This is a genomic window from Mucilaginibacter sp. MD40, from assembly GCF_002288635.1.
In the GTDB taxonomy this organism is placed as follows: Bacteria; Bacteroidota; Bacteroidia; order Sphingobacteriales; family Sphingobacteriaceae; genus Mucilaginibacter.
Genome location: NZ_NRSW01000001.1, coordinates 1,839,304 through 1,865,659 on the forward strand (window position 1 = coordinate 1,839,304; position 26,356 = coordinate 1,865,659).

General features: G+C 47.0%; 23 protein-coding genes. 18 read left to right on the forward strand and 5 right to left on the reverse strand.

All coding sequences use genetic code 11. The features are described from left to right. Positions 1-53: 53 nt before the first annotated feature. Complete coding sequence (locus CKK33_RS08360) at positions 54-482, forward strand: hypothetical protein (protein WP_095703664.1); 429 nt, start codon at positions 54-56, stop codon at positions 480-482. Positions 483-486: 4 nt separating this feature from the next. Here the strand turns inward: CKK33_RS08360 and purU are convergent, their stop codons facing one another. From purU to CKK33_RS08375, 3 genes are read right to left on the reverse strand one after another with little or no spacing between them, the layout of a single operon-like run. Continuing rightward, positions 487-1,311: a formyltetrahydrofolate deformylase gene (gene purU, locus CKK33_RS08365; RefSeq protein ID WP_095703665.1), complete on the reverse strand. Its 825-nt coding sequence runs from the start codon at positions 1,309-1,311 to the stop codon at positions 487-489. Between the two features lie 19 nt (positions 1,312-1,330). Beyond that, positions 1,331-2,419, reverse strand: a complete 1,089-nt coding sequence (locus tag CKK33_RS08370) for an acyltransferase (protein WP_095703666.1) — start codon at positions 2,417-2,419, stop codon at positions 1,331-1,333. A gap of 33 nt (positions 2,420-2,452) precedes the next feature. Further along, a complete protein-coding gene (locus tag CKK33_RS08375; protein WP_198952451.1) occupies positions 2,453-3,112 on the reverse strand; it encodes a DUF1349 domain-containing protein in 660 nt (219 codons plus the stop codon). A 327-nt stretch (positions 3,113-3,439) separates the two neighbouring features. Here CKK33_RS08375 and mraZ point away from each other — a divergent pair, with 327 nt between their 5' ends. The 15 genes from mraZ (at position 3,440) to CKK33_RS08450 (ending at position 21,357) form a co-directional block, all read left to right on the forward strand. Continuing rightward, positions 3,440-3,904 (forward strand): division/cell wall cluster transcriptional repressor MraZ, encoded by a 465-nt coding sequence (gene mraZ, locus CKK33_RS08380; RefSeq protein ID WP_095703668.1) that lies wholly within the window; start codon positions 3,440-3,442, stop codon positions 3,902-3,904. Continuing rightward, positions 3,897-4,799 (forward strand): 16S rRNA (cytosine(1402)-N(4))-methyltransferase RsmH, encoded by a 903-nt coding sequence (rsmH, locus tag CKK33_RS08385; protein ID WP_095703669.1) that lies wholly within the window; start codon positions 3,897-3,899, stop codon positions 4,797-4,799. Before mraZ ends, rsmH begins: the two co-directional genes overlap by 8 nt. Further along, entirely contained in the window at positions 4,796-5,206 is a 411-nt protein-coding gene (locus tag CKK33_RS08390; RefSeq protein WP_095703670.1) for an FtsL-like putative cell division protein, read from the forward strand. The genes rsmH and CKK33_RS08390 overlap by 4 nt, the downstream gene beginning before the upstream one ends. Next, the gene (locus CKK33_RS08395) at positions 5,206-7,296 is read left to right on the forward strand and encodes a penicillin-binding protein (RefSeq protein ID WP_095703671.1); all 2,091 of its coding nucleotides are present in this window, start codon (positions 5,206-5,208) and stop codon (positions 7,294-7,296) included. Before CKK33_RS08390 ends, CKK33_RS08395 begins: the two co-directional genes overlap by 1 nt. Further along, positions 7,293-8,753, forward strand: a complete 1,461-nt coding sequence (locus CKK33_RS08400; protein WP_095703672.1) for a UDP-N-acetylmuramoyl-L-alanyl-D-glutamate--2,6-diaminopimelate ligase — start codon at positions 7,293-7,295, stop codon at positions 8,751-8,753. The genes CKK33_RS08395 and CKK33_RS08400 overlap by 4 nt, the downstream gene beginning before the upstream one ends. Continuing rightward, positions 8,753-9,994, forward strand: coding sequence for a phospho-N-acetylmuramoyl-pentapeptide-transferase (gene mraY / locus CKK33_RS08405; RefSeq protein WP_095703673.1), 1,242 nt, complete (start codon positions 8,753-8,755; stop codon positions 9,992-9,994). Before CKK33_RS08400 ends, mraY begins: the two co-directional genes overlap by 1 nt. Before the next feature lie 83 nt (positions 9,995-10,077). Beyond that, positions 10,078-11,424, forward strand: a complete 1,347-nt coding sequence (murD, locus tag CKK33_RS08410; RefSeq protein WP_095703674.1) for a UDP-N-acetylmuramoyl-L-alanine--D-glutamate ligase — start codon at positions 10,078-10,080, stop codon at positions 11,422-11,424. Positions 11,425-11,517: 93 nt separating this feature from the next. Next, positions 11,518-12,720 (forward strand): FtsW/RodA/SpoVE family cell cycle protein, encoded by a 1,203-nt coding sequence (locus CKK33_RS08415; protein WP_095703675.1) that lies wholly within the window; start codon positions 11,518-11,520, stop codon positions 12,718-12,720. A 39-nt stretch (positions 12,721-12,759) separates the two neighbouring features. Next, positions 12,760-13,863, forward strand: a complete 1,104-nt coding sequence (murG, locus tag CKK33_RS08420; RefSeq protein WP_095703676.1) for an undecaprenyldiphospho-muramoylpentapeptide beta-N-acetylglucosaminyltransferase — start codon at positions 12,760-12,762, stop codon at positions 13,861-13,863. A gap of 83 nt (positions 13,864-13,946) precedes the next feature. Beyond that, positions 13,947-15,302, forward strand: coding sequence for a UDP-N-acetylmuramate--L-alanine ligase (murC, locus tag CKK33_RS08425; RefSeq protein WP_095703677.1), 1,356 nt, complete (start codon positions 13,947-13,949; stop codon positions 15,300-15,302). Further along, complete coding sequence (locus CKK33_RS08430; protein ID WP_095703678.1) at positions 15,295-16,212, forward strand: cell division protein FtsQ/DivIB; 918 nt, start codon at positions 15,295-15,297, stop codon at positions 16,210-16,212. The genes murC and CKK33_RS08430 overlap by 8 nt, the downstream gene beginning before the upstream one ends. Positions 16,213-16,216: 4 nt before the next feature. Next, a complete protein-coding gene (ftsA, locus tag CKK33_RS08435) occupies positions 16,217-17,563 on the forward strand; it encodes a cell division protein FtsA (protein WP_095703679.1) in 1,347 nt (448 codons plus the stop codon). A gap of 228 nt (positions 17,564-17,791) precedes the next feature. Further along, a complete protein-coding gene (gene ftsZ, locus CKK33_RS08440) occupies positions 17,792-19,408 on the forward strand; it encodes a cell division protein FtsZ (RefSeq protein WP_095703680.1) in 1,617 nt (538 codons plus the stop codon). A gap of 191 nt (positions 19,409-19,599) precedes the next feature. After that, positions 19,600-20,838, forward strand: coding sequence for a pyridoxal phosphate-dependent aminotransferase family protein (locus tag CKK33_RS08445; RefSeq protein WP_095703681.1), 1,239 nt, complete (start codon positions 19,600-19,602; stop codon positions 20,836-20,838). A gap of 342 nt (positions 20,839-21,180) precedes the next feature. Further along, positions 21,181-21,357, forward strand: a complete 177-nt coding sequence (locus tag CKK33_RS08450) for a histone H1 (RefSeq protein ID WP_095703682.1) — start codon at positions 21,181-21,183, stop codon at positions 21,355-21,357. 519 nt (positions 21,358-21,876) lie between these two features. On the opposite strand, the gene dapA is transcribed toward CKK33_RS08450, so the two are convergent. Both dapA and CKK33_RS08460 read right to left on the reverse strand, forming a co-directional pair. Continuing rightward, positions 21,877-22,755 carry a 4-hydroxy-tetrahydrodipicolinate synthase gene (dapA, locus tag CKK33_RS08455; RefSeq protein WP_095703683.1) on the reverse strand — a complete coding sequence of 293 codons (879 nt, stop codon included), beginning with the start codon at positions 22,753-22,755 and terminating at the stop codon, positions 21,877-21,879. Positions 22,756-23,061: 306 nt separating this feature from the next. Further along, positions 23,062-24,900, reverse strand: a complete 1,839-nt coding sequence (locus CKK33_RS08460; protein WP_095703684.1) for a UbiD family decarboxylase — start codon at positions 24,898-24,900, stop codon at positions 23,062-23,064. 49 nt (positions 24,901-24,949) lie between these two features. Here CKK33_RS08460 and CKK33_RS08465 point away from each other — a divergent pair, with 49 nt between their 5' ends. After that, entirely contained in the window at positions 24,950-25,402 is a 453-nt protein-coding gene (locus CKK33_RS08465; RefSeq protein ID WP_095703685.1) for a hypothetical protein, read from the forward strand. Between the two features lie 109 nt (positions 25,403-25,511). Then, on the forward strand, positions 25,512-26,351 hold the full coding sequence (locus CKK33_RS08470; protein WP_095703686.1) for a sulfite exporter TauE/SafE family protein: 840 nt from the start codon (positions 25,512-25,514) through the stop codon (positions 26,349-26,351). The last annotated feature ends 5 nt before the right edge of the window (positions 26,352-26,356 follow it).

Below are 26,356 nucleotides of genomic sequence, written 5' to 3' on the forward strand. Positions count from 1 at the left end.
GAGAATCCTTGCTTTGGGTACCAGATTAATCTTATGCCAGAACTTGAAAAGCTATGGTCAGTTTTTTAATAAAAAGAAGAATTCAGCAAGAGCTTAATTTATCGCATAACGATTTATCTATAATTGATGATCAAATACAGGCGGTAATCACTGGCTGGCAGTACAAAATTACCTCTATCAACGGATATCGTTACAATTTTGAGAATGCTAACCGCTATATTCCCAAACATGAGGTTGATATGATGACGCACCAAGGCTGGGTTGAAATAGTGCAGAATAATAATAGCTTAGTTTTAGAAATGGAATATGCCGTTAACTATTCTAATCAAGTCTTTATGTTTGTTTGGATGGGCATCATAGGTATTATCATAAATTATTTTGCTTACTGGGCAGTCGGTTTTATGGTTATGTACTCTTTTTTTACATTTTACATGATCCGTAAAAAGTGCACGCAAATGTTATTGCAAATGTCTCAAGTGTAGAATTTTACTCCAACACCACGGTTTTGTTGCGATAAACAAACACCCGGTCGTCAAACACCAGTTTCAGGGCTTTGGCCAGTACGGCGGTTTCCATCTCTTTGCCCGCTTTTACCATATCCTGTACAGATAGGGTATGGCTGGCCGGGATGATCTGCTGGGCAATGATAGGCCCTTCGTCCAGTTCGTCGGTAACGTAGTGTGCGGTGGCGCCTATGAGTTTCACGCCACGTTCATGCGCCTGACGGTAGGGGTTGGCGCCCGCGAAGGCAGGTAAAAACGAGTGGTGAATATTGATAATACGCATCGGGAAGCGCCATACAAATGCCGGCGAAAGGATACGCATAAATTTAGCCAGCACCAGGTAGTCAAACTCATAAGGGGCAAGGGCTGCCATCAGGTTTTCCTCAAAAAAGGTTTTATCCGTTCCGGCGGGTACCTCATGGAAGGGCACATCAAAGCGGTCGCATATATCTTGCAGCGTACTATGGTTACCAATTACGCATTGCACGGTGGCGCCAAGCGTTTTAAAATAGTTGCGTACCAGTATATCGGCCAGGCAATGGTATTCTTTGGTTACCAGCACCACAATTTTCTTTTCGGGTACGGGGTTCACTTTTATCAGCGCGCCTTCGGGCAGCAGTTGCCGCAGGTCGTCTTCCAGTTGTGGGGCGCCATCTGTACGGTCAAGTTCCAGCCGCATAAAAAACAGGTTTTCGTTATTATCCACGTGTTCCTGCATGCTAGTAATGTTATAGCCCTTTTTGGCTATCAGCCTGGCTATTGCCGCTATAAGGCCCACCCGGTCGGCGCATTGTATAACAATGATCATCGCTTAAAATATAATGTGTTTAAAGTCCTTTGGCAAAACGGTTTTTGAGCCATCTCCTTACCGGTACATCTACCCATTTTAATATCGCGCTGGCAAACAGGATAAGCGCTATCAAACCTGATATGATGATCGGGACGATCTGGTCCATGCCGGGCTTATATTTTTGTACGTAGCTAAAAAACCACCATATAAACGGGTAATGCACCATATACAGAGGGTACGAGATATTGCCCGAGAACCGGCATATGGCTTTTAGGCTGTCGCCCAGATGCGCCCCCGCGCCCAGCGCTACAATAAACGGAAAGTACAGGATAACGATCAGGGGATGTGTAATGGCATTAAAAGCGTCGCGGTAGGGTACCATAAAAGCCGCCAGCAGCAGCAGGCTAATGGCAATAAAATTCAAACGGGTGCGGATGATCCATTGCGAGCGATAAACCAGCATACCTGCCAGGAAAGAAAACGCCATACGAATGCCGCCGCCGGGGATATTATCCTTACCCCAGCCGCCGCCCAGGTTGCCGTAGGCTTGCGCTTCCCAAATAAGCGCTATGGCCGCTATGATCACCAGTATCCATAACAGCTTATGGCGCACCTTTACCAGCACAAAAGCATACAGGATATTGGCAATATACTCCCAGAATAACGACCACGTAGGCGGGTTTAAATGAAACAGGTTGTTGTAACGTTCGGGCACTATAGGGTACGGTATCATGAAACAGGCCGTCAGGAACATGGCCGCCAGGTTGCCCGCGTATTTCTGGTACAGGTCGCTAAAGGGGTCGAACAAAAAACACAGTATGCCGATAGTCGCGCCAATGATCACCAGTGGGTGCAGGCGTATGATCCGCATCTTTAAAAAATTACCGATACCTATTTTAGCGAATTTCTCATCGTAGGCATACGCGATAACGAAGCCCGAAAGGCAGAAAAAGAAATCAACCGCCAGGTAAGAGTTCTCAATAAAATTATTGGCCGGGTTGGGTACCGATATCTCCATAAAATGGAATATCACTACCGCTATGGCGGCTACACCGCGCAGGCCATCTAATATCTCAAAGTGCGGTTTGGTACTGGCAAAATTTACCTGGGTGCTTGTGTTGGTCATTTAACTGGGATTTAAAGATGATCGCTTACAGGGTTAGTTGGCATTTTTCTTAAGCCATTCCAGGCGGCGCTGGTCCGGCAGATGCTTCACTTTAAAGTTTTCAAACTTTGCTTCAAACCCCTGTCCATCGGGCGATGCTGCCATTAAACCCACCATTACCGGTTGGTTATCCTTTATAGGGGCATTACGCGTCATGATGTAATTAACATCATCTAATGAATAAAATACCTCTACCGCATCCAGCCGGCGTACAATCTTTATCCATATAAAGGGTGGTACTTTATTTAAGGTGGTCACCGCCCAATCGCTGGTATGGTGGGTAACCACGCTGCTTACATTAAACTTGCCGTCAACAAATTCAACACCCGCTTTAATATAGTTCTCATGGTCGGTACGCACCATCAGGCCCATTTGGTCAAAACGGGCTTTATAGGCGCCGGTAAGTTTCACTTTTGCTTCAAACTCGCCGCCATAGGTGGTATAATAAAAAGGGGCGTCATCAACGGTAAAACCGTAATGCGATATGCACCAGTAATCGCTTTGGGGCGTTACGGCCATAATTAAGGCGTTGTTCCTTATCTCCCACTTTTCGGGCTCGTTGAACCATTGCATTTTTTCGAGGCTCTGTGCAAAGCTCGTCTGAGCTGCGCAAAGTGCCATAACGGACAGAAGGAGTCCTTTAAATTTAGTCATGAAGGATAGCTGTTAAGTGCTTATAGTTTGTTATTACAAGTATAATAATTACCACCGTGGCTTGGGGTATTAACAATCTCCCATTTTTTACCACCTTCAAAAAAAACAGGGGTCATTTAAAGTATTTGGGGCTAATAAACCCCTTTAAATTAATTGATTAGAGCATTTTTATGGTATATGGCCTCTGTGGTAAAATATTTGAATTTATTGGCATTAAAGCAAAACCACACCCCCTAAAAATTGTTGAAAACTTTTAAGTGGAGAAAAGTGGTAAAAAGTGGTAGAAGTGTTTTACTTTTACGTTACAAAAATTGCCGACAATCTATAATGTCCTATTTAACCGGAGAATTTGAATGTAAACTGGATGCCAAGGGGCGGATGATGATCCCTGCGGGCCTCAAGAAGCAGCTTCCAGAAGCTGACACTGAGGGGCTTGTGATCAACCGTGGCCTCGAGAAGTATCTGGTTATTTACACCAAAACCGAGTGGGACAAAAAGCTGGACGAGCTGAGCAAACTTAACGAATATGACCGTAAAGTAAACCAGTTTGTGCGGTATTTTACGGGTGGTGCCACCGCGGTGGAGCCTGATGCTGCCGGGAGGATCAACCTGCCGAAGAGTTTGATGGAATACGCGGGCATTACCGGCGAGGTGGTTTTAACCTGTATGTTAAATAAGGTAGAGATATGGGATAAGAAAGCGCATCAGCAAATGCTGAGCAATGAGCCCGAGAACTTTGCCGACCTGGCCGAAGAGGTGATGGTTAAAAGAGGAAAGGGTGGCAATGAGTAATTATCATGTACCGGTGATGTTGCAGGAGTGTATAGAGGGTTTAAATATTAAGGCCAATGGTACCTATGTGGATGTAACCTTTGGCGGTGGCGGCCACTCGCGCGAGATAATGAAGCACCTGGGTGAAGGCGGCCGCTTGCTGGCTTTTGACCAGGATGCCGACGCGCAGCGTAACCGCATAGACGACGGGCGTTTTGAGTTTATTGACCAGAACTTCCGTTTTCTGAAAAATTTTGTGCGTTTGCATGATGCTATGCCTGTTGATGGTATACTGGCCGATCTGGGTGTGTCATCGCACCAGTTTGATGAAGCGGAGCGTGGTTTTTCTATCCGCTTTGATGCCGAGCTGGATATGCGCATGAACCAGTCGTCAGACCTGAGTGCCAAAGAAGTGGTAAATACTTACAGCGAGGCCGATCTGCACCGCATTTTCGGCGTTTACGGCGAAATTAAGAACGCGAAGTCGCTGGCAAAAACCATCGCGACGGCCAGATTAAATGGCCCGCTGAATACCATTGCCGATCTGAAGAATGCGATAAGTAATTTGATACCCCGCGGGAAAGAAAATAAATACCTGGCCCAGGTTTTCCAGGCGCTGAGGATAGAGGTGAACCAGGAGTTGGAAGCCTTGAAGGATTTCCTGGAGCAATCAGCAGAGGTGTTAACAAAAGGCGGCAGGTTGGTGGTAATGTCATACCATTCGCTGGAAGACCGGCTGGTGAAGAATTTCATCGCCAAAGGCAAATTCAGCGGAGAAGTGGAAAAAGACATCTATGGTAATGATAACCGCCCGCTGGAGGCGGTAAGCAGGGGTGCCATTACTGCCACTGAAGAAGAGATAAAACAAAATAACAGGGCACGCAGTGCAAAACTCAGAATAGCTGTAAAAAAATGAGCAACCGTTTACGTACAGAAATTCAGGAAGAAGAGGAAGAGGCGAAGAAGCTGGTAGTAGAGGAGAAACCGCGTAAGGCGGAACTTCCTGACAACCTGTTCATGCGCTTTCTCACCAAAGGGGTCATCAGTACGGATGATGCCATACGCGCGCTGCCTTTTGTTTTATATGTGGCCTTATTGGGTATGTTTTACATTGCCAACAGGCACCTGTCTGAAAACAACATCAGGGAGCTGGATAAGCTGAATAAGGAAGTTAAGGAATTAAGCTGGGAATATAAAAGTACCAAGGCCGACCTGGCGTTCAAAAGCACGCTCACTGAAGTAGCTAAACGTGCGGATACGCTGGGTATAAGGGAGAGTAATGAACCACCCCAAAAAATTAAAGTAAAGGAGGATGCACAGTAATGGGTATCAGAACTAACATATTGCTGAGGGTTTACCTGGCTTTTGGGTTGATCCTTTTGTTTGCCGGCGCGGTGCTGGTGCAGCTTTGCCGTGTACAGCTCATACAGGGCGATAAATGGCGCGCGCTGGCTGTAAAAAAATCTATCCGTTATAAAACTATTGAAGCGGCCCGCGGCAACATCTTCTCGGTTGATGGCAGCCTGCTGGCTACATCGGTACCCGAGTATGAACTGCATATGGATATGCTGGCCGGCGGTATTGCTGATGAGAAAGCATTTGATGAAAAGGTAGATTCGCTGGCTACCAAGCTATCGGCTTATTTTGGCGATAAATCTCCGCGCGAATACACCCGCATGCTGCGCGACGCGCGTAAGGATAGTTCGCGCTACCAGCTCATCAGGCGTAAGGTAAGCTACGCGCAACTGAAACAGATACGTACCTTCCCGATATTTAACCTGGGGAAATACAAAGGTGGTTTAATTGTGGTACAGCAAAACAAGCGTATACTGCCTTTCCGCTTCCTGGCGGCGCGTACTATTGGGTATAAGAACGAGAACGTGAAGAACCCGGTAGGCCTTGAAGGAGCCTATGCAGACTACATCAACGGTGAAAGCGGTAAGCGCCTGGAGCGCCGTATGGCCGGTAACGTTTGGATGCCGGTGAATGATGATGATGAGGTAGCGCCAAAGGACGGTGCGGACATTATATCGACAATTGACGTGAACATGCAGGACCTGGTACAAAACGCCCTGCAAAAGCAATTGATATATACTAAGGCCGACCACGGTACGGCTATACTAATGGAAGTGGCTACCGGCGAGGTAAGGGCGGTTGCCAACTATACCCGCATGCCCGATGGTTCTTTCAAAGAGAAATTTAACTATGCCATAGCCGGTAACCAGGACCCGGGTTCAACTTTTAAGCTGGCCTCTTACATGGCGCTTATTGAAGATCATAAGGTAGATACAAGCACGATGGTAAATACTGGCGAATACCCTATCCCGGGCCATACCATTAAAGATTCGCATGGTAGCATAGGCAGGGTATCGGTTAAAAAGGCTTTTGAAAAATCATCAAATGCCGCAGTGGCTTACCTGATCAACTCGAGTTACAAGGAAAATCCGTCAAAGTTTACTGATCACTTGTATGACTGGCATCTGAACGAAAAAATGCAGCTGCAAATACCGGGTGAAGCCAGCCCCGTAGTTAAAAACCCAAGCAATCGTAGTTGGAATAAGAACATGACCCTGCCGCAAATGGCTTACGGCTATGAGATGCAGCTTACCCCATTAAAAATGCTCACCTTCTATAATGCGGTGGCTAATAACGGTAAGCTCATCACTCCGGTATTTGTGAAAGAGATAAGAAGATTGGGTAACACGGTAGAGCGTTTCCAGGCACGTGTGGTGAATGAAAAGATATGCTCTGATGTAACGCTCAAAAAAATGCGCGAGATGCTGGAGGGCGTGGTAATAGAGGGTAGCGGCCGCGAATACGTTTACAACCCGCTGTATAAAATTGCCGGTAAAACAGGTACCGCGCAGGTGGCTGATGCCAATAAAGGTTATAAAGCTAAAAAGCAGTACCAGGCATCGTTTTGCGGATATTTCCCTGCCGACAGGCCTAAGTATTCGCTTATCGTAGTTATTAACGATCCTAAGAACGGGTATTATGCGGCTTCGGTTGCCGGCCCGGCTTTCAGGGAGATCGCGGATAAGGTTTACGCCGGTGATATGGAACTTAACCAGTCGCCAATAAGATATGTAGGTAATACCACCCTGCCTAAGTACAAGCAGGGCAATGTAAAGGCGCTTAAAAAGGTTTACGAAAAGCTGGGTGTAAAACCGCTTTATGCTTCGGCTAATTTAAACGGTATCGATACCAGCAATGGTATTGGTTTCGAGGATAATAAATACAAAACAGGTACCGTGCCCAATGTAACCGGCATGGGTTTAAGCGATGCGTTGTATGCGCTGGGTAACGCCGGCTACAAGGTGTCGGTAAGGGGCAGCGGCACGGTTGCTTCGCAATCAGTAACGGGTGGCAGCATCATACCAAAAGGATCAAAAATTTTAATAGAACTGCAATGAGATACCTGAGCGATATAGTTGAAGGCTTAGCCTTTACCGAACTGCAGGGCAGCGCGGATGTAGAGATAACAGCCATTGTGTTTGACTCGCGCAAAGTAGTGCCGGGCTGCTTGTTCGTAGCTGTAAAAGGCACCGCGGTTGACGGGCACGACTACATTGACCAGGCTATTAAAGATGGCGCTGTGGCTATAATTTGCGAAGAGTTACCCGCACATACTGCTGCCGAGGTTGACTTCCTGATGGTGGCTAACTCGGCAAAAGCTTTGGGTACCATGGCAGCCAATTTTTACGAGAACCCTTCAACCAACTTAAAGCTGGTGGGCGTAACCGGTACCAATGGTAAAACCACTATTGCCACGTTGCTTTACAAGCTGTTCCGCGATATGGGTTATAAATGCGGCTTGCTTTCAACGGTAGAGAACCAGATCAACGGCAAAGTGATCCCATCAACCCATACCACGCCGGATCCCGTGGCTTTAAACAAGCTTCTGGCTGATATGGTACACGAAGGTTGCGATTACTGCTTTATGGAAGTGAGCTCTCATGCCGTAGCTCAACACCGTATAGAGGGTTTAAAGTTCTCGGGAGCTATTTTCTCCAACTTAACCCACGACCATTTAGATTACCACAAAACTTTCGACAGCTACCTGAAAGCCAAAAAAGCCTTTTTTGATCATCTGCCAAAAAACGCGTTCGCGTTAACTAATGCCGATGATAAGAATGGTAACGTAATGCTGCAGAATACCGCGGCGCATAAAAAGAGCTATGGCCTTAAAAGTATGGCAGATTATCGCGCCCGCATTGTAGAGAACCAGTTTAGCGGCCTGTTACTGAACATCGATAATGAGGAAGTTTGGTTTAAACTGGTAGGTACATTTAACGCCTACAACCTGCTGGCTGTTTATGCTGCTGCCATGCTGTTGGAGCAGGACAAAGCCAAAGTATTGGTAAGCCTAAGCAAGCTCACCGGCGCCGAAGGTCGCTTTGAATACCTTACCGCGCCTAACAAGGTGATCGGTATTGTTGACTATGCCCACACGCCTGACGCCGTGCAAAATGTGCTAAGCACTATCCATGATATCCGCAAGGGTAACGAGAAAGTGATCACCGTTATTGGCTGCGGCGGCGACAGGGATAAAACCAAGCGCCCGGTAATGGCCCGCGTGGCCTGCGAGTGGAGCGATAAGGTGATCCTGACCTCAGACAACCCGCGTACCGAGGACCCTGCACAGATCATCAAAGACATGGAAGAAGGGGTTGATCCGGCTTTTAAACGCCACACGTTAAGCATTGCGGATAGGAAAGAAGCGATTAAAACTGCCTGCATGCTGGCACAACCGGGAGATATTATCCTGCTGGCCGGTAAAGGGCACGAGAAATACCAGGAGATAAATGGCGTGAAAAACCATTTTGATGATATGGAGGAATTAACCGAACAATTTAAACAAATGGTTTAATGCTATACTACCTGTTTAACTACCTGAACAAGAATTACACCATCCCCGGGGCTGGTGTGTTCCAGTATATCACGTTCCGTATGGCTATGGCGGTTATCGTGTCCTTGCTGGTGACTACGGTTTTCGGTCGCAGGCTGATCGATTACCTGCGCTTTAAACAGGTAGGCGAAACCGTGCGTAACCTTGGCTTAGAGGGCCAGATGCAAAAATCAGGTACGCCTACAATGGGTGGTATCATCATTATCCTGGGCATCCTGATTCCAACGCTGTTGTTCGCCAAGCTGGAGAACATCTACGTGATCATGATGCTGGTAACTACCGTTTGGTTAGGTTTGATAGGTTTCCTGGACGATTATATTAAAGTATTTAAAAAGAATAAAGAAGGCCTTGCCGGCAAGTTTAAAATAACCGGGCAAGTGGGCCTGGCGCTCATCATCGGGTGGACCATGTACAGCCATCCCTCCATTACCATCCGGCAAGAAGTTAAGCTGCCCGTAAAGTATGATGCCCCGGTTGATTTCCACATGCGCGGCGACAAGCCTGTATACACGCAGGATGTAAAATCAACCAAAACCACTATGCCGTTCTACAAGAACAACGAGTTTGATTACGGCAAGGTGCTTAAGTTTTTGGGTAAAGGTTATGAGCAGTACGCGCTGCTGGTGTTCATGGTTTTTGTTATCGTCATCATTACGGCGGTATCAAACGGCGCTAACATTACGGATGGTATTGATGGACTGGCCACGGGTACATCGGCTATTATCGGGCTTACGCTGGCCATACTGGCCTACGTATCCGGTAACATTATTACAGCTGATTACCTTAACATCATGTACATCCCCAACTCGGGCGAGCTGGTAATTTTTGCCGGTGCCTTTGTGGGGGCTTGCGTGGGGTTTTTATGGTACAACTCTTACCCTGCGCAGGTATTTATGGGCGATACGGGTAGTTTGGCTATCGGTGGTATCATCGCGGTGTTTGCCATCATTATCCGTAAGGAGTTACTGGTGCCGGTACTGTGCGGTATTTTCCTGGTAGAGAATATATCTGTAATGATGCAGGTGGGCTGGTTTAAATACACCAAAAAGAAATACGGCGAGGGCCGTAGGATATTCCTGATGGCGCCGCTGCATCACCATTACCAGAAAAAAGGGTTCCATGAGGCCAAAATTGTAACCCGCTTCTGGATCATCTGTATTTTCCTGGCGATCATCACGGTGATAACGTTGAAGTTACGGTAAGAGAATCAAGATATAAGAATCAAGAAACAAGATAGAAGTTGAACGACAATAAAAACATATCATCCCAAACAGCTCCCTCTCCTTTGGAGAGGGTTGGGGAGAGGTTTTGCATCCTCGGTGCCGGCGAAAGCGGTGTTGGCGCGGCCTATCTCGCTAAGCAGCAGGGGTATGATGTTTTTGTTTCTGATTTTGGTGCTATTGCTGATAAATACAAAGAACAGTTACAGCAGTGGAACATCCGCTTTGAAGAAGGTGGCCATACCGAGGCGGAAGTACTTGCCGCCGTTGAAGTGGTAAAAAGCCCGGGCATACCCGAAAAGGCGCCCATGATAAAAAAGCTGCGCGAGGCAGGCATCCCTGTAATATCTGAGATAGAGTTTGCAGGGCGCTATACCGATGCGAAAATGATATGTATAACCGGCTCTAATGGTAAAACCACCACCACCAGCCTTACTTATCATATCCTAAAAAATGCAGGGCTTAATGTGGGCCTTGCAGGGAACATTGGTAAGAGCTTTGCCTACCAGGTAGCTACCGAGAAGTTTGAGTACTATGTGCTGGAGATCAGCAGCTTTATGCTGGACGATATGTACAGCTTTAAAGCGGATGTAGCGGTGCTGCTTAACATCACACCCGACCACCTGGACAGGTATGATTATAAAATGGAAAACTATGCGGCATCAAAATACCGCATTACCCAGAACCAGACCGCAGCCGACTATTTCATTTACTGCGCGGATGATGCCGAAACGCTAAAGGTGCTGGAGGGGAAGGATATTGCAGCGCAGCAGCTGCCATTTTCAATAGAACAAAAGATGGAGCCGGGAGCATATCTCGACGCCGACAACCTAATTATAAACGTGAATAAACAACATTTCCAAATGTCAATAAACGAACTGGCCTTGCAGGGAAAACACAACATCTACAATTCTATGGCTTCGGGTATCGTAGCCAAGGTGCTGGAGTTACGTAACGAAACGATGAGAGAGAGTATGGGCAACTTCCGCAACATCGAGCACCGGCTCGAGTCGGTTGGTAAGGTGTCGGGCATCAGTTTCATCAATGATTCCAAAGCTACCAATGTTAACTCCACCTGGTATGCGCTGGAAAGCATGACCACTGATGTGGTATTGATATTGGGCGGTGTAGATAAAGGGAACGACTACAGTATGCTGAAAGACCTGGTAAAGCAGAAGGTGAAAGCCATTGTTTGCCTGGGTAAAGAAAATAAGCGTATCCACGATGCTTTTGAAGATGATGTTGAAGTGATCGTGAACACGAATTCGGCACAGGAGGCAACGCAGGTAGCTTATCACCTGGCCGAAAAAGGCGATACCGTACTGTTATCACCGGCTTGTGCGAGTTTCGACCTGTTTAAAAACTACGAAGACCGCGGCAACCAGTTTAAGGCGGCGGTAAGGGAGCTTTAGAATAGAGTCGAGAGACAAGAATCAAGAATCAAGAATCAAGATAGGTTACGATATATCTAAAAGAGATAATTAACAAATATAGTCGAGAAACCAATGAGTGCAAGCAGTGAAAATACGGCTTCTCAAAAGCTCCCCCTTCAGGGGGTTGGGGGGCTCTTGAACAACGTTAAAGGCGATCGTTGGATATGGCTTATCGTCATATTGCTGTCGGTATTGTCATTACTGGCGGTATATAGTTCAACCGGTACGCTGGCTTATAAACGGGGGCAGGCTAATGAGTTTATCCTCATGAAGCACTTATTTATGATAGTGGGCGGTTTAGCGCTGATGTATTTTTCGCACCTGTTAGATTACCGTTACTATGCCGGTATATCCAAATTGCTAATGGCTATCACCATCCCGTTACTGTTATACACACTGGTGTTTGGTAACCACGTAAATGATGCCAGCCGATGGATATCTATCCCCGGTACAGGTTTAACCTTCCAGACATCGGATTTAGCCAAGCTGGCCCTTATTACTTACCTGGCACGCACCTTATCGCGCAAGCAGGAAAATATTAAAGACGTTAAGCAGTCTTTTATCCCTATCATGGGGTCGGTTTGTTTGGTATTTATACTCATTGCGCTGGCTAACCTTTCCACCGCATTAATGCTGTTTGGCGTAAGCATATTGTTGCTGATCATCGGCCGTATCAGTATCAAACAAATTAGCGTGGTATGTGCCGCGGGCGCGGTATTGTTACTGGCGGTGGTTTTCCTTGGTCCTCGCCGTACCACTTATATTTCACGTGTACATGCGTTTATGCACCCGGAGATGGCCAACCCGGATAAATCTTTCCAGTCTGACCATGCCAAGATAGCCATTGCTACCGGCGGCGTGTTTGGGAAAGGGCCTGGCAACAGTACCGAGCGTAATTATTTACCGCACCCCTATTCAGATTTTATTTATGCAACAATTATTGAGGAATACGGTTTAATTGGCGGGTTCGCGCTGGTGGGTATCTATCTCTTCCTGTTGTATCGCTGTATAAAAATTGTTACTAAGGCGCCCAAGGCGTTTGGCGCGTTGCTGGCCTGCGGCTTAAGCTTTAGCCTCACCATACAGGCATTCGCCAATATGGCGGTGGCGGTTGGTTTGGGGCCGGTAACCGGGGTGCCATTGCCGTTGGTGAGTATGGGGGGAACCTCCATTTTGTTTACCAGTGTGGCCTTTGGCATTATCCTGTCGGTAAGTAAGGATATTGATGAGCCCCGCAAAGTAGTGGTAGGCGAAATAAGGGAAGTAGCGGCTTAAAAGAGAACTAAGATATAAGAATCAAGAATCAAGAAAGAAATGGGTAAAAGGATCATCATTAGCGGCGGCGGCACAGGGGGGCATATTTTCCCGGCTGTGGCTATTGCCAACGCCTTAAAAAAGCTTGATCCTGATACCGAGATACTGTTTGTAGGAGCCAATGGCCGCATGGAAATGGAAAAAGTTCCGGCGGCCGGCTATAAAATTATCGGGTTGGATATTACCGGCATCCAGCGTAAATCGCTTTGGAAGAACGTAATGTTCCCTGTAAAACTATTACGCAGTGTGCGCAAGGCCCTGCAAATTATAAAAGATTTTAAGCCCGACGCCGCTGTTGGCGTAGGTGGTTTCGCCTCAGGGCCGTTGCTGTACGCGGCATCGTTACGCGGTATACCCACACTTATACAGGAGCAAAACTCGTACGCAGGTATCACCAATAAATGGCTGGGCGGCAAAGCGAAAAAGATATGCGTGGCTTTTGATGGCATGGAGAAGTTTTTCCCGTTTGAAAAGATCATCAAAACCGGCAACCCGATACGTAAAGAATCGGTGAATATAGCGGGTAAGCATATGCAGGCGCTGGAACTGTACAAGTTGTCGTCGTTCAAGAAAACTATCCTGATAACAGGAGGTAGCCTTGGCGCACGCACCCTGAACAACAGCGTTATGGCGGGCATTGAGAAGCTGATAGCTGCCGATGTGCAGGTAATATGGCAAACCGGTAAGTTTTATTACCAGAACATATTGCAGCAACTGGGCCCTGACAGGCACCCGGATATTTGCGTGGTAGAATTCCTGAACCGGATGGACCTGGCATATGCCGCCGCGGATATCATCATATCACGTGCCGGTGCCGGTACCATTGCCGAGTTGTGCGTCATAAAAAAGCCGGTGATACTGGTGCCATCGCCCAACGTGGCTGAAGACCACCAGACCAAGAACGCGCTGGCACTAGTTGAAGAGAACGCGGCCCTGTTTGTGCCCGACCGCGACGCCGAAACGAAACTGATTGATAAAGCGCTGGAATTATTAAAAGACAACGAATTACAAAAAACATTAAGCAATAATATTGGCAAGCTGGCCCTGCCCGATGCCGATGAAGTAATTGCGAAAGAAGTTATCCAAATAACAAACAACAATTAAAGTAAAAGCCCCTGCCTTTTAGGGCAGGGGTCTTTTTAGAGATTAGTTAATTAGTGATTGGAGATTAGGAGTTAATAAAAAAAATGGAATTAAACAACATAAAACGAGTTTACCTGGTAGGGATAGGCGGCATAGGCATGAGTGGCCTGGCACGCTATTTCCATCACCTGGGTTGTGTTGTTTGCGGGTACGACAAAACACACACGCCACTAACCGAGGCCTTGCATAACGAAGGTATATGCATTGTTTATGAAGATGTGGCCGATAGTATCCCCATGAGTTTCCAAACGCCTGATGAGGCCACGCTGGTGATCTATACGCCTGCTATTCCTAAAGATTCGGCTATTCTTAATTATTTCCGGAATAACGGATTTGATTTGTACAAACGCTCACAGGTACTGGGTATCATCAGCAAAAGCATGTTTACCATAGCAGTGGCCGGTACGCACGGTAAAACCACTACCTCGGGCATGATAGCACATATTCTCAAAGATTCGGGCAATGATTGCTCCGCTTTCCTGGGAGGTATATCTTCTAATTACCAAACCAACGTGCTTTACGGAAGCAATAACATTGTAGTGGTAGAGGCCGATGAGTACGACCGCTCTTTCCTTACGCTGTACCCGGATATCGCTATCATCACCTCAATGGATGCCGACCACCTGGATATTTACGGCGACCACTCCAAACTGGAAGAATCATTCCGCCTGTTTGCTTCGCAGATCAAACAGGGCGGTACATTAATATGCCACAAGGGCCTGCCGCTTGATAAAGGTTTTACCTATGCCATGAACGAGCAGGCGCAGGCCATGGCTACCAACGTGCGCATTGAGGATGGCAGCTTCTTTTTTGATTTTACTGATGGCAAGGTAAGCATCCCCAACATCCGTATGGGGATAGCGGGCCTGCATAATATTGAGAACGCTACGGCAGCTATTGAGGCCGCTTTACATGTTGAGGTTGACCCTAACGCTATTCGCGAGGCGCTGGGCTCATTCAAAGGCATCAAACGCCGATTTGAATATATCATTAAAACGCCCCAAACGGTATTTATTGATGATTACGCCCACCACCCGGAAGAGTTGCGTGCGGCCATATCGTCTGTAAAAAGGCTCTACCCTGATAAAAAGCTAACGGTGATATTTCAGCCGCATTTGTTTACCCGCACGCGCGATTTTGCCGATGGCTTCGCGGAGGTATTGGACATGGCTGATGAAACCATCCTGCTGGATATTTACCCGGCAAGGGAGCTGCCCATAGAAGGGGTGAACAGTGAAATGATCCTTAGCCGCATGAAAATGTTGAATAAACAAAAATGTGGAAAACAACAATGCATTGATATGGTGCGGATTGAAAAACCTGAGTTACTTTTAACTGTAGGCGCCGGCGATATTGACGCTATGGTACAGCCACTTAAAAACGCTTTGGAAAATGTTTAAGAAACGTATCTGGAAACCGCTGTTAATAGGTTTCGGGTGGCTTATATGCCTCTCGGGCCTGGTGGTGCTGATGGGTTTTATTGAAAAGAAAAAGGCCGAGCTGGTTTGTAAAAAGGTAAAAGTGTTTATACCCGGCAACCAATACTTTATAGATAAGGCCGAGGTGGATAATATTTTGGGTATAAGCAGCCATAACCTGGTGGGTCGCCGCCTGGAGAATATTGATATACACGCGCTCGAGAACAAATTAAAGCATAACCCATTTGTGGAGTATGCCCGTGTTTATGAAGAAATGGATGGCACACTGCAGGTAGAGGTGGTACAGCGCCAACCCATGCTGCGTATCATGAACCGCTTTGACCAGGATTTTTACGTGGACGAGCATGGTATGAAAATGCCGATGTCGCAAAACTTTACCGCGAGGGTGTTGGCCGCTAACGGGTTTATTGATGAGTTATTTGCCAATAAGGTTGATTCGTTACATACCGCATTGGCCAGGGATATTTATAAGACGGCTGATTTCATCAGGAAGGATTCGTTATGGGAGGCGCAGATAGCACAGATCTATGTAAATGCCGACCATGAGATAGAACTGATACCACGGGTGGGCAACCAGCGCATTTTGCTGGGCAACGCTGATTCGTTACAGGTGAAGTTTAACAATTTAAAGGTATTCTACAAGCAGGCCCTGCCAACCGTTGGCTGGGATGCTTACAAGATCATTAACATAAAATATTTTAACCAGGTAGTGGGGGTTAAAAACGAAACGCTGCTGGATTCGCTCAAGCGCCGCAAGGCATTCGAGGCTGATTCTGTTAAACGGGCGGCAATAAAACAGGATACGGCGGCAAAGGCAGACAATGCCCCGGTCATTGAGGATACGGATAAAAAGACATCTATTAAAAATTAAAAGTATGGACAAAAGTTCGACACATGAAAAGAGTTCACCAATTGTAGTAGGCCTGGATATAGGTACCACTAAAATTTGTGTAATTGTTGGCCGCAGGAGTAAGAACGGTAAGATCGAGGTATTAGGGATTGGCAAAGCGGAGTCGGCAGGCGTAACACGTGGCATGGTATCAAACATTGATAAAACCGTGCAGGGTATTGTACAGGCAGTAGATGTGGCCGGTACACAGTCAAACGTGGAGATACGTATAGTAAATGTGGGTATTGCCGGCCAGCATATAAAAAGTTTACAGCACAGGGGCCTTATTACCCGCCGCGATCTGTCGCAGGAGATAAGCCGTAAGGATATTGATAAGCTGGTAGAGGATATGTATAACCTGGTGATGCCTCCGGGTGAGGAGATCATCCATGTATTACCGCAGGAGTTTACGGTAGATAACGAGCCGGGCATTAAAGACCCTATCGGTATGGCAGGCGTGCGCCTGGAAGCCAACTTCCATATCATATCCGGCCAGGTAACCGCTATTAAGAACATTGTAAAATGCGTTAACAAGGCGCAATTGGAAAGCCAGGAACTTATACTTGAGCCATTGGCATCATCAGAATCGGTATTGAGCGAGGAAGAGAAAGAAGCGGGCGTGGTACTGGTAGATATTGGTGGTGGTACAACAGACGTAGCTATATTCCATGAAGGCATTATCCGCCATACCGCTGTTATACCTTTCGGCGGTAACAGCATCACTGAGGATATCCGTGAGGGTTGTTCGGTAATGCGTAACATAGCCGAGCAATTGAAGGTGAAGTTTGGATCGGCCCTGGCTGAGGAGAACAAGGAGAATGAGATCGTATGCGTTCCCGGTCTGCGTGGCCGCGAGCCGAAAGAAATATCGGTTAAGAACCTGGCTTTCGTGATACAGGCCCGTATGGAAGAGATCATCGAGCACGTGTACTATGAAATAAAATCATCAGGCTACGAGAAAAAGCTGATAGCTGGTATAGTAGTTACCGGTGGTGGCGCGCAGCTCAAACACCTGCCGCAGCTTATTGAGTACGTTACCGGGCTGGATTGCCGCGTGGGTTACCCTAACGAGCACCTGGCTAAAAACGAGGTATTGCCTAAAGCCACTTATGAGGACCTGCAAAGCCCAACCTATGCTACAGGTATTGGATTGTTGATAAAAGGTATCCAGAAAATGGAATACGATGGCATGACGCTGGCACCCGTGGCCTCTGTTAAAGTAGAGAAAGCCAAGTATACGGATGACCGTAAATTTGGCCTGCTCACCAAAATATTGGAGTCGGGCAAGAAGTTTATTAAGGACGATATAAAGGATGAGGATTTCCTGAAGTAAAATTTGTGTTACCCTGTTGTTAAGCAAAACCCTCTTTGCCCAGCAGAGAGGGTGGTCGAGCGAAAGCGATGACGGGGTGAGTTCACTTATTGTTTAGGACTTTTTTCAACAACCAGAAACTTTTCCACATTATTGACAATTGTGGAAAAACCTTGTGGAAAAAGGCTTAATATTACGTTAATAAAATCTATCTGATCGTCAAAATACATATAGCTGAAAATAAGGATTATGCAGTTTGAGATGTTAAAGGAAAAATCGTCTATCATCAAGGTAATTGGTGTAGGCGGTGGCGGCGGCAACGCAGTAAACCATATGTACAGGCAGGGAATCACCGGTGTTGATTTCATTATTTGTAACACCGATGCCCAGGCGCTCGAACTGAGCCCTATTCCTAATAAGGTACAGTTAGGCGCAAGCTTAACTGAAGGTATGGGTGCGGGCTCCATCCCCGAGGTGGGCAAAAACTCGGCTATCGAGAATATTGACGATATTAAACAAATGCTGGGCAGCAATACCAAAATGCTGTTCATTACCGCCGGTATGGGTGGCGGTACCGGTACCGGTGCCAGCCCGATCATTGCCAAGGCGGCACGTGAGCTCGACATCTTAACCGTAGGGATCATCACTACTCCGTTCTCATTTGAAGGCAAGCGCCGTAAAATGCAGGCCGAAGAGGGGATGGAAGAGCTTAAAAAATATGTAGACTCTTACCTGGTGATCTCGAACGACAGGTTACGCCAGATATTTGGCAACCTTACCATGAGTTCGGCGTTTGCGCAGGCTGATAATATTTTAACCACAGCTGCCAAAGGCATCGCGGAGATCATCACCCTACCAGGTTATATCAACGTGGACTTTAAAGATGTGCGCACGGTGATGAAGGACAGCGGCGTATCTATCATGGGTAGCTGCAGTGCCGATGGCGAGAACCGCGCGTTAAAAGCTGTGGAAGGTGCCCTGGCATCTCCATTATTGAAAGATAACGAAATTGAGGGCGCTCGTTACATATTACTCAATATCAGCTCAGGCGATAGCGAGGTAACTATGGATGAGGTAAGCATTATAACGGATTACATACAGGAAGAAGCCGGTTTGGCAGCAGACCTCATCTGGGGTAACTGTAAAGATGAGAACCTTGGCGATAAATTATCGGTAACCATCATCGCTACCGGTTTCCAGACCAAGGATGAGCGCGAGAAAGAAAACAACAATAAAAAAGTTGTTTCCATGCTGGTTCCGGAGAACGAGCCGCTGGTAAAACCGGTTAATGAATTTATTACCCCGGTGAAGAACGATGCCGACCTGGTTTCGCAGCCTTACATGAAAAGTACGGTTAAGGAAGAGCCTAAGCAAACCGGCTTATTTGATCTTTTCGCACGTGCCGAGGAGCAGGATAAGCAGGATAATGTGGTTAAATACAACCTTACCGAAGAAGCGCCGGCCGCTACGGAGGAGAATGACCCTGCCGAGTTTACCTTTAAGGTAACCGAAACCGTGATGAACTTTGAGCCGGTAACCGCCCCGGTACAGCAGCCGGAGCCTGAGCCCGAACCGGAGCCGCAGGCTTTAAATGCCGATGAAGGTAAAACCGACGAATCAATAGAGGAGCAGCTGCGTAAATCGCGCGAGCGTATCATGCGCCTTAAAGACCTGAGCATGAAACTGCGCAACGGCAACATCCAGGAGCTGGAAAACGTGCCTGCCTACAAGCGTAAAGAAATTGCTTTACAGCAAACACCTGCGTCTGACGAAAGCCAGATATCAAGGTTCTCTTTACTGCCTGATAGCGAAGGCAAAACCGAGATCAGGAATAACAACTCGTTCCTGCATGATAATGTAGACTAATTGATTAAACCCTATAATATAGCCTTCCGATTTTCCCGGAAGGCTTTTTTGTTAATACCGATGTCTCTTGTTAGGGTTTTAAACAAATAAGCTATAGAAATATTTAACAACAAAGCCGGGGCTTATGCGTTTTGGGGTTGATGCTATACCGCCCACAGGTATATATTTACGAATTTTAGAGAGAAACTATTTTGGACTTATTTGACAAAATCAATAGAAATGTAGGTGGCCCTATCGGGCAGCACCAAAAATGGTCGCATGGCTATTTTTCCTTTCCCAAGCTGGAGGGAGAGATACATCCGCATATGTTGTTTAACGGCAAGCCGCACCTGGTGTGGAGCCTAAATAATTACCTGGGTTTAGCCAACCACCCGGAGGTACGCGAAGCGGATGCTAAGGCCGCTGCCGATTATGGTATGGCATACCCAATGGGCGCCAGGATGATGTCTGGCAATACCATTCACCACGAAGAACTGGAAAACGACCTGGCAAAATTTGTAGGTAAAGAGGCTGCTTTTCTGTTGAACTATGGTTACCAGGGCATGGTATCCATAATTGACGCGCTGGTTGATCGCAACGATGTGATCGTTTATGACGCCGAATCGCACGCCTGTATTATTGATGGCGTTCGTTTGCATATGGGTAAGCGCTTTGTGTATAAGCATAATGATGTAGAAAGTTTTGAGAAGCAACTGCAGCATGCCGAGCGTATCACTATGCAAACCGGTGGCGGTATTTTGGTGATCACCGAAGGGGTTTTTGGCATGTCTGGCGCTCAGGGTAAATTAAAAGAGATAGTAGCGCTTAAAGACCGGTATAAATTCCGCATACTGGTTGATGACGCGCATGGCTTTGGTACCATGGGGGCAACCGGGGCTGGTACGCACGAGGAGCAGGGCTGTGCGGAAGAAATTGATATATACTTTGGCACCTTTGCCAAATCAATGGCGGGTATCGGCGCGTTTGTAGCTGCCGATAGCCAGATCATCAGCTACCTGCGTTATAATATGCGTTCTCAAACTTTCGCTAAAGCCTTGCCTATGCCTATGGTAATGGGCCTTAAAAAGCGTTTCGAATTGCTGAGGTCAAAACCCGAGCTGCGCGAGAAACTTTGGGAGGTAGCCACTACCCTGCAAAAGGGGTTAGTAGCTTATGGCTTTGATATAGGTGTTACCAATAGTATGGTTACGCCTGTATTTTTAAAAGGCGACCTGATGGAAGCCACCAGCCTTACCCGCGACCTGCGCGAAAATCATGGAATCTTCTGTTCTATTGTGGTATATCCGGTTATTCCTAAGGGCTTAATTATGCTGCGGCTGATACCAACCGCCATGCACACGCTTGAGGATGTAGACAGAACGCTTACCGCTTTCGGTGTAGTAGCCGCTAAATTGAAGGATGGCGAGTATAAAATGGCCATAGCTTCCTGAGAATTTTTTAAAAAATATATCAAAAATTCCGCGCGAATAGCGCGGGATTTTTAGTTGACGCCTTTTAGCTATAAAATGCCTTTTTTGTAACTATTAAGGCGTTTATTTGATTGATAAACAAAAAAATTAGGTGATGGTAAATAAATTGTTAACAAGTTGTACTGGCGGTAGCTGGCAGCTTAATCCGCAAGTGCTTTTAAAGCATCAAAATGCCTGAAAATGTGGAAAAAAACTGCCTTTAAGCTACTGTTTTACACTTAAAAAAATTTTTTATTTACCTAAAAGCGATTAGATTAGCTTTAATTAAAACAATAAACCTCAAAAATTTAAGGAGTAGTCACAATGAAAAAATTTGAAGAAGTAAAACAACTGGTTGCATCATTAGAGGCAGATGCTGACAAATTTTACAACAAAGGTAACAGCGCTGCTGGTACCCGTGTTCGTAAAGGTATGCAGGATCTTAAGAACTTAGCGCAGGCTATCCGTCTTGAGGTACAGGAAACCAAGAACAAAGAGTAATTTTTGCCAACAAAAAGAGGTTAATTTACTTTAAAAATAAAAAATCCGGTAACTGAGAAGTTACCGGATTTTTTATTGAGTGTATTATTGTGTATAAGTCTTCGCCAAGCTCACACTGACACCTCATGTTTAACTATGTCATGGTTAGCCTGTCGAACCACTCATCGCTTGTTTAGGTCTTCGACAAGCTCAGACTGACTCTGCATGTTTAACTATGTCATGGTGAGCCTGCCGAACCACTCATCGCTTATGTAGGTCTTCGGCAAGCTCAGACTGACACCTCATGTTTGATTTGTCATGGTGAGCCTATCGAACCACTTGCCGCGAGTCAGGTCTTCGACAAGCTCAGACTGACACGTTGGAAGTTTAATTTGTCATGGTGAGCCTGCCGAACCACTCATCGCTTATGTAGGTCTTCGACAAGCTCAGACTGACAACTGATTTAAACTTTATTTCGCAATGACATACTTATTTTATTTTTCAAAGTCCTCTCCGGAGGAGATGACTTACATGAGGCCTTTACTTTACCACCTTCAACTGTTCGCCAATTTTGGCATCAGCGGCTGTGCTTACGTTAACCAGCGGCAGGCGTACGGTATCACCGCAAACGCCTAATTGTTTCAGGGCGGATTTTACACCGGCCGGGCTGCCTTCCGCAAACATCAAACGGGTAAATTCTATCATGCTGTAGTGCGAAGCGTGGGCACCTTTAAAATCACCGGCAAGGCATTTTCTGATCATATCAGAAAACTGGCGGGGCAGGGCGTTCCCCACAACCGAGATCACGCCAACGCCACCCATCGCGATCATTTGCAGAGAGATAGGGTCGTCGCCGGATATTACCAGGAAATCTTCCGGTTTATCGCGGAACAGTTGGTTCAGCAAGTCAAAACTGCCTGATGCTTCTTTAATACCGATAATGTTCTTAAACTCTTTAGCCAAACGCACAGTAGTTTCCGCCGCTACGGACGAACCTGTGCGGCTGGGCACATTGTACAGGATAATGGGAAGTTTAGCTGCCTCGGCGATAGCCTTGTAGTGCTGGTAAATACCTTCCTGGGTAGGCTTATTGTAATGCGGACTTGCCGACAGGATGGCATCATAACCATCTACATCAAAAGCGGCAATTTCGGCAACAGTTTCGCGTGTGTTATTGCCACCAATGCCGGCAACAAGGGCAACGCGTTTATCCACGGTTTTGGCAGTAAATTCCCACACCTTCTTCTTCTCATCCTTGCTCAATGTGGCGCTTTCGCCGGTTGTACCTAATGATACGAGGTACTCCACCCCGCCATCAATCAGGTGGTCTATCAGCTTACCTAAAGCCGGGTAGTCCACCTCTCCGTCTGCCTGAAAAGGAGTAACCATTGCCACTCCCGTTCCGTGAAATCTGTTCATGTTCAAATATTAAGGTGGCTAAGATAGTAATTTCATAAATGTGCAGGTGTGCAAATGTGCAGATATGCAAATCATAAACCATTTAATTTATGGATTTGTTAAGCGGCTTATATGGGCGTTTCTCGCCGGTTGGCAGGTCGGGCTTTCCGTTCATACGCCTGCAGGCCTTAAGCGCATAGGCAGGTATCCACTGCAATCCCTAACGCGGCTGCATCCCGTCATGCTGAACTTGTTTCAGCATCCCACACGCTAAGCTTTTCAGTGAGATCCCGAAACGAGTTCGGGATGACGTTAGGGTTGATGTTGTTAAATGATTCCATGCAATACACCACCTTTGGCACCCATAGCGTCAACGGTTTTCTCTACAGCCGGGTCGCGTTCCAGTACAGGGGCGTGGTGTGGTTTTATGCGTGCATCAATCATCAGCGGGCCGTGGCAGCCCCAGTGCTTGTGCTCGGTAAAGCTGTTAATGCCGTAAATATCGTGGCTCGGGTTGCTGCGGGTAAAGGTTACCCAAACAAGGTTGTTAATGGTAGCGGCAGTGAAACTGGCATCATCGCACAGTACCATCAAGGGCAGGCCATTAAGGTCAGCCCCTGTTAAGTGCTCCTGCAAAATATCCAGTATCAAAGGCATATCGCTCTGGCGGATGTTTTTGGGTATTTCTACAGCCAGCACGCCGGGCATTGCCATTTTATAATTTACAATAGGGCGTGGCAGCGAGAATGTAGATGGTAGCTCTGTCCAAAGCTCCCGCTTAATATCTCCGGCTACCGTAACGGCTACTTTGCTGCCGCTGTTAAGGCCTTCGCCGCTGTAATCCAGTGTATCAATAGTAGTGCGGGTATGGAAATGCAGGTCGCGGGTGAGGTCTAAACGTTGCAGGATATGTTTGAGGAAGCCGCCGATATCGTTCACATCCAACCCGGGGTTATCCTCTTTAGCAGCAATAAACAGGTACTTGGCCAGGCTTAATTGTCCTTTACCCAAAATGTGGTTGGCAATGGTAATCAATTCGGCAGGGTGGCGCTCCTTTACGTAAGGCGTATAACGCTCGCTGCCTATGGCAAAAAGCAAGGGGTGTACACCTGCGGCATCAACCGCGTTAACCGCGTGCAGGCCCGGTATTTCTTTAGGAATGGCGCTCCCAGTAATTTCATGTATCAGGGCTCCAAAGCTGGTATCCTCCTGTGGCGGGCGGCCCACTACCGTGAACGACCAAACGGCATCCTTGCGGTGGTAAACGTTATGCACCTTCATGAGCGGGAAGGGGTGTTGGAGGCTGTAATACCCGAGGTGGTCGCCGAAAGGCCCCTCGGGCTTATTCTCCATAGGCATCACGGTACCGGTGATCACAAAATCAGCATCGGCAGAAATACAGAAGCCCTCTGCATCATAAAAATAGCGGAAACGGCGGTTACCCAACGCGCCGGCAAAGGTCATTTCGCTAAGCCCCTCTGGCAGCGGCATTACCGCGGCAACCGGGTGCGAGGGTGGGCCGCCCACAAATATGCTCACCTTTAAAGGCTGGCCTTTGGCGTTGGCCTTAGTTTGGTGCACGCCAATACCGCGGTGCAACTGGTAGTGCAGGCCTATTTCTTTATCCTGTATATAATTATTACCGCCCAATTGTATACGATACATGCCCAGGTTGGCATTCATAATGCCGGGCTTATCAATATCCTCAGTATATACCTGCGGCATGGTCACGAACGGGCCGCCATCCATAGGCCAGTTGATCACTTGGGGCAACTCGCTTATCTGCGTGCGGCCAAATGCTACAGGCGCATTTTTACCTACCCGCATAGGCAAAGCCGACAGCGCGGTGAGCGCCGTGCCCGCGTATTTAAATGGCTGCTTAACCGCTTTTATCGGGTCATTCTTGATATCTACCAGGGTTTTTATCTTCTCCAGCGTATCCCTGAAAATGAATTTTGATCTGTCCAGCGTACCAAACAGGTTAGATAAGGCCGGAAAGCGGCTACCCTTTACATTTTCGAAAAGTATAGCAGGGCCTTCATGCTCAAACACACGCAGGTGTATGGCGGCCATTTGCAGGTGTGGGTCAACCTCTTGCTTAATACGTACGAGGTGGCCATTCTTCTCCAGATCGGTAATGCAGGCTTGTAAGCTTTTATATCCCATTTGTTGGCAAAGATATTACACAATTCGCGTTTTTAACGATATTTGCGTTGTGAAACCACTTATAGTTTTAATTGCCGTATTTGCAGTAAGCTGCGTGGCCAGTTTTGTGGCAGGCCACCCGGCCGATTATTATTTCTGCGGCAGGCTCGCCATGGGTATCATGCTCATTTTTACCTCGATAGGGCATTTTAAATTTACACGTGGCATGGTGCTAATGCTGCCGCGTTTTGTGCCGGCTAAAAGGGCTATTGTTTATGTTACCGGCATAATTGAAATACTGGCAGCAGTTGGTTTGCTTGTTAATAAAGTGCGTGAACCGGTGGCCTGGCTGGTGATTGTGTTTTTTGTATTGCTGCTACCGGCCAATATTTACGCGTCCATTAAAAAAGTAAATATCGAAAAGCCCGACCAATGCGGCAACGGTATCAATTACCTGTGGTTCAGGGTACCGCTGCAAGTCTTTTTTATAGCCTGGGTATACTATTTTGGGCTGATGCATTAAGGTAAAAACCAGCCCGTTGGATAAACCTACTAATCCTGTAGGGTTACATCTTTGAAAACAACTTAAAAAAGTTATCTTAACTTTACCGGCATCACTCATACCTAATATTATGTCGGTACTTGTATTTACAGCTATTATTCTGGTAGGCGCGTATTTCGCGGGTTTGTTGGGCTCACTTACCGGTTTAGGCGGTGGTGTGGTGATTATCCCGCTGCTTACATTGCTGCTTGGGGTTGATATCCATTATGCCATTGGCGCCTCGCTGGTATCAGTTATCGCCACGTCCTCAGGTTCGGCAGCGGCCTATGTAAAAGAAGGGATCACCAACATCAGGCTGGGTATGTTTTTGGAAATTGCCACTACCGTGGGGGCACTGGTTGGCGCCCTGCTGGCGGTGTATATACCTACGCATTATATCGCTATCTTATTTGGTGTTATCCTCACCTTTTCGGCTATTATGTCGTTACGTAAAAAGGCCGAAACCATAATTAAAGAACCCAGTTACCTGGCGGCAAAGCTTAAACTTTACGGCAGCTACCCAAGTGGCGATGGCGAACCTGTAAACTATGGCGTAACCAATGTAGGCGGTGGTTTCTTTATGATGCTTTTCGCCGGCATTATCTCGGGCTTGCTGGGGATAGGCTCGGGCGCGTTAAAAGTGATCGCGATGGATACTATTATGCGCATCCCGTTTAAAGTCTCTACCACTACCAGCAACTTTATGATAGGGGTTACTGCCGCCGCAAGCGCCGTAGTATACCTGCAGCGCGGATATATAGACCCAGGTATAGCCATGCCGGTAGTTATAGGGGTATTGTTTGGCGCCATGACGGGCTCTAAGATATTAGTGAATACCAAATCATCGCGCTGGCTGCGCTGGGTGTTCGCTATTGTAATTACCTTCCTTGCCGGTCAAATGATGTATAACGGGATAACGGGGAAGATATAGTTGTT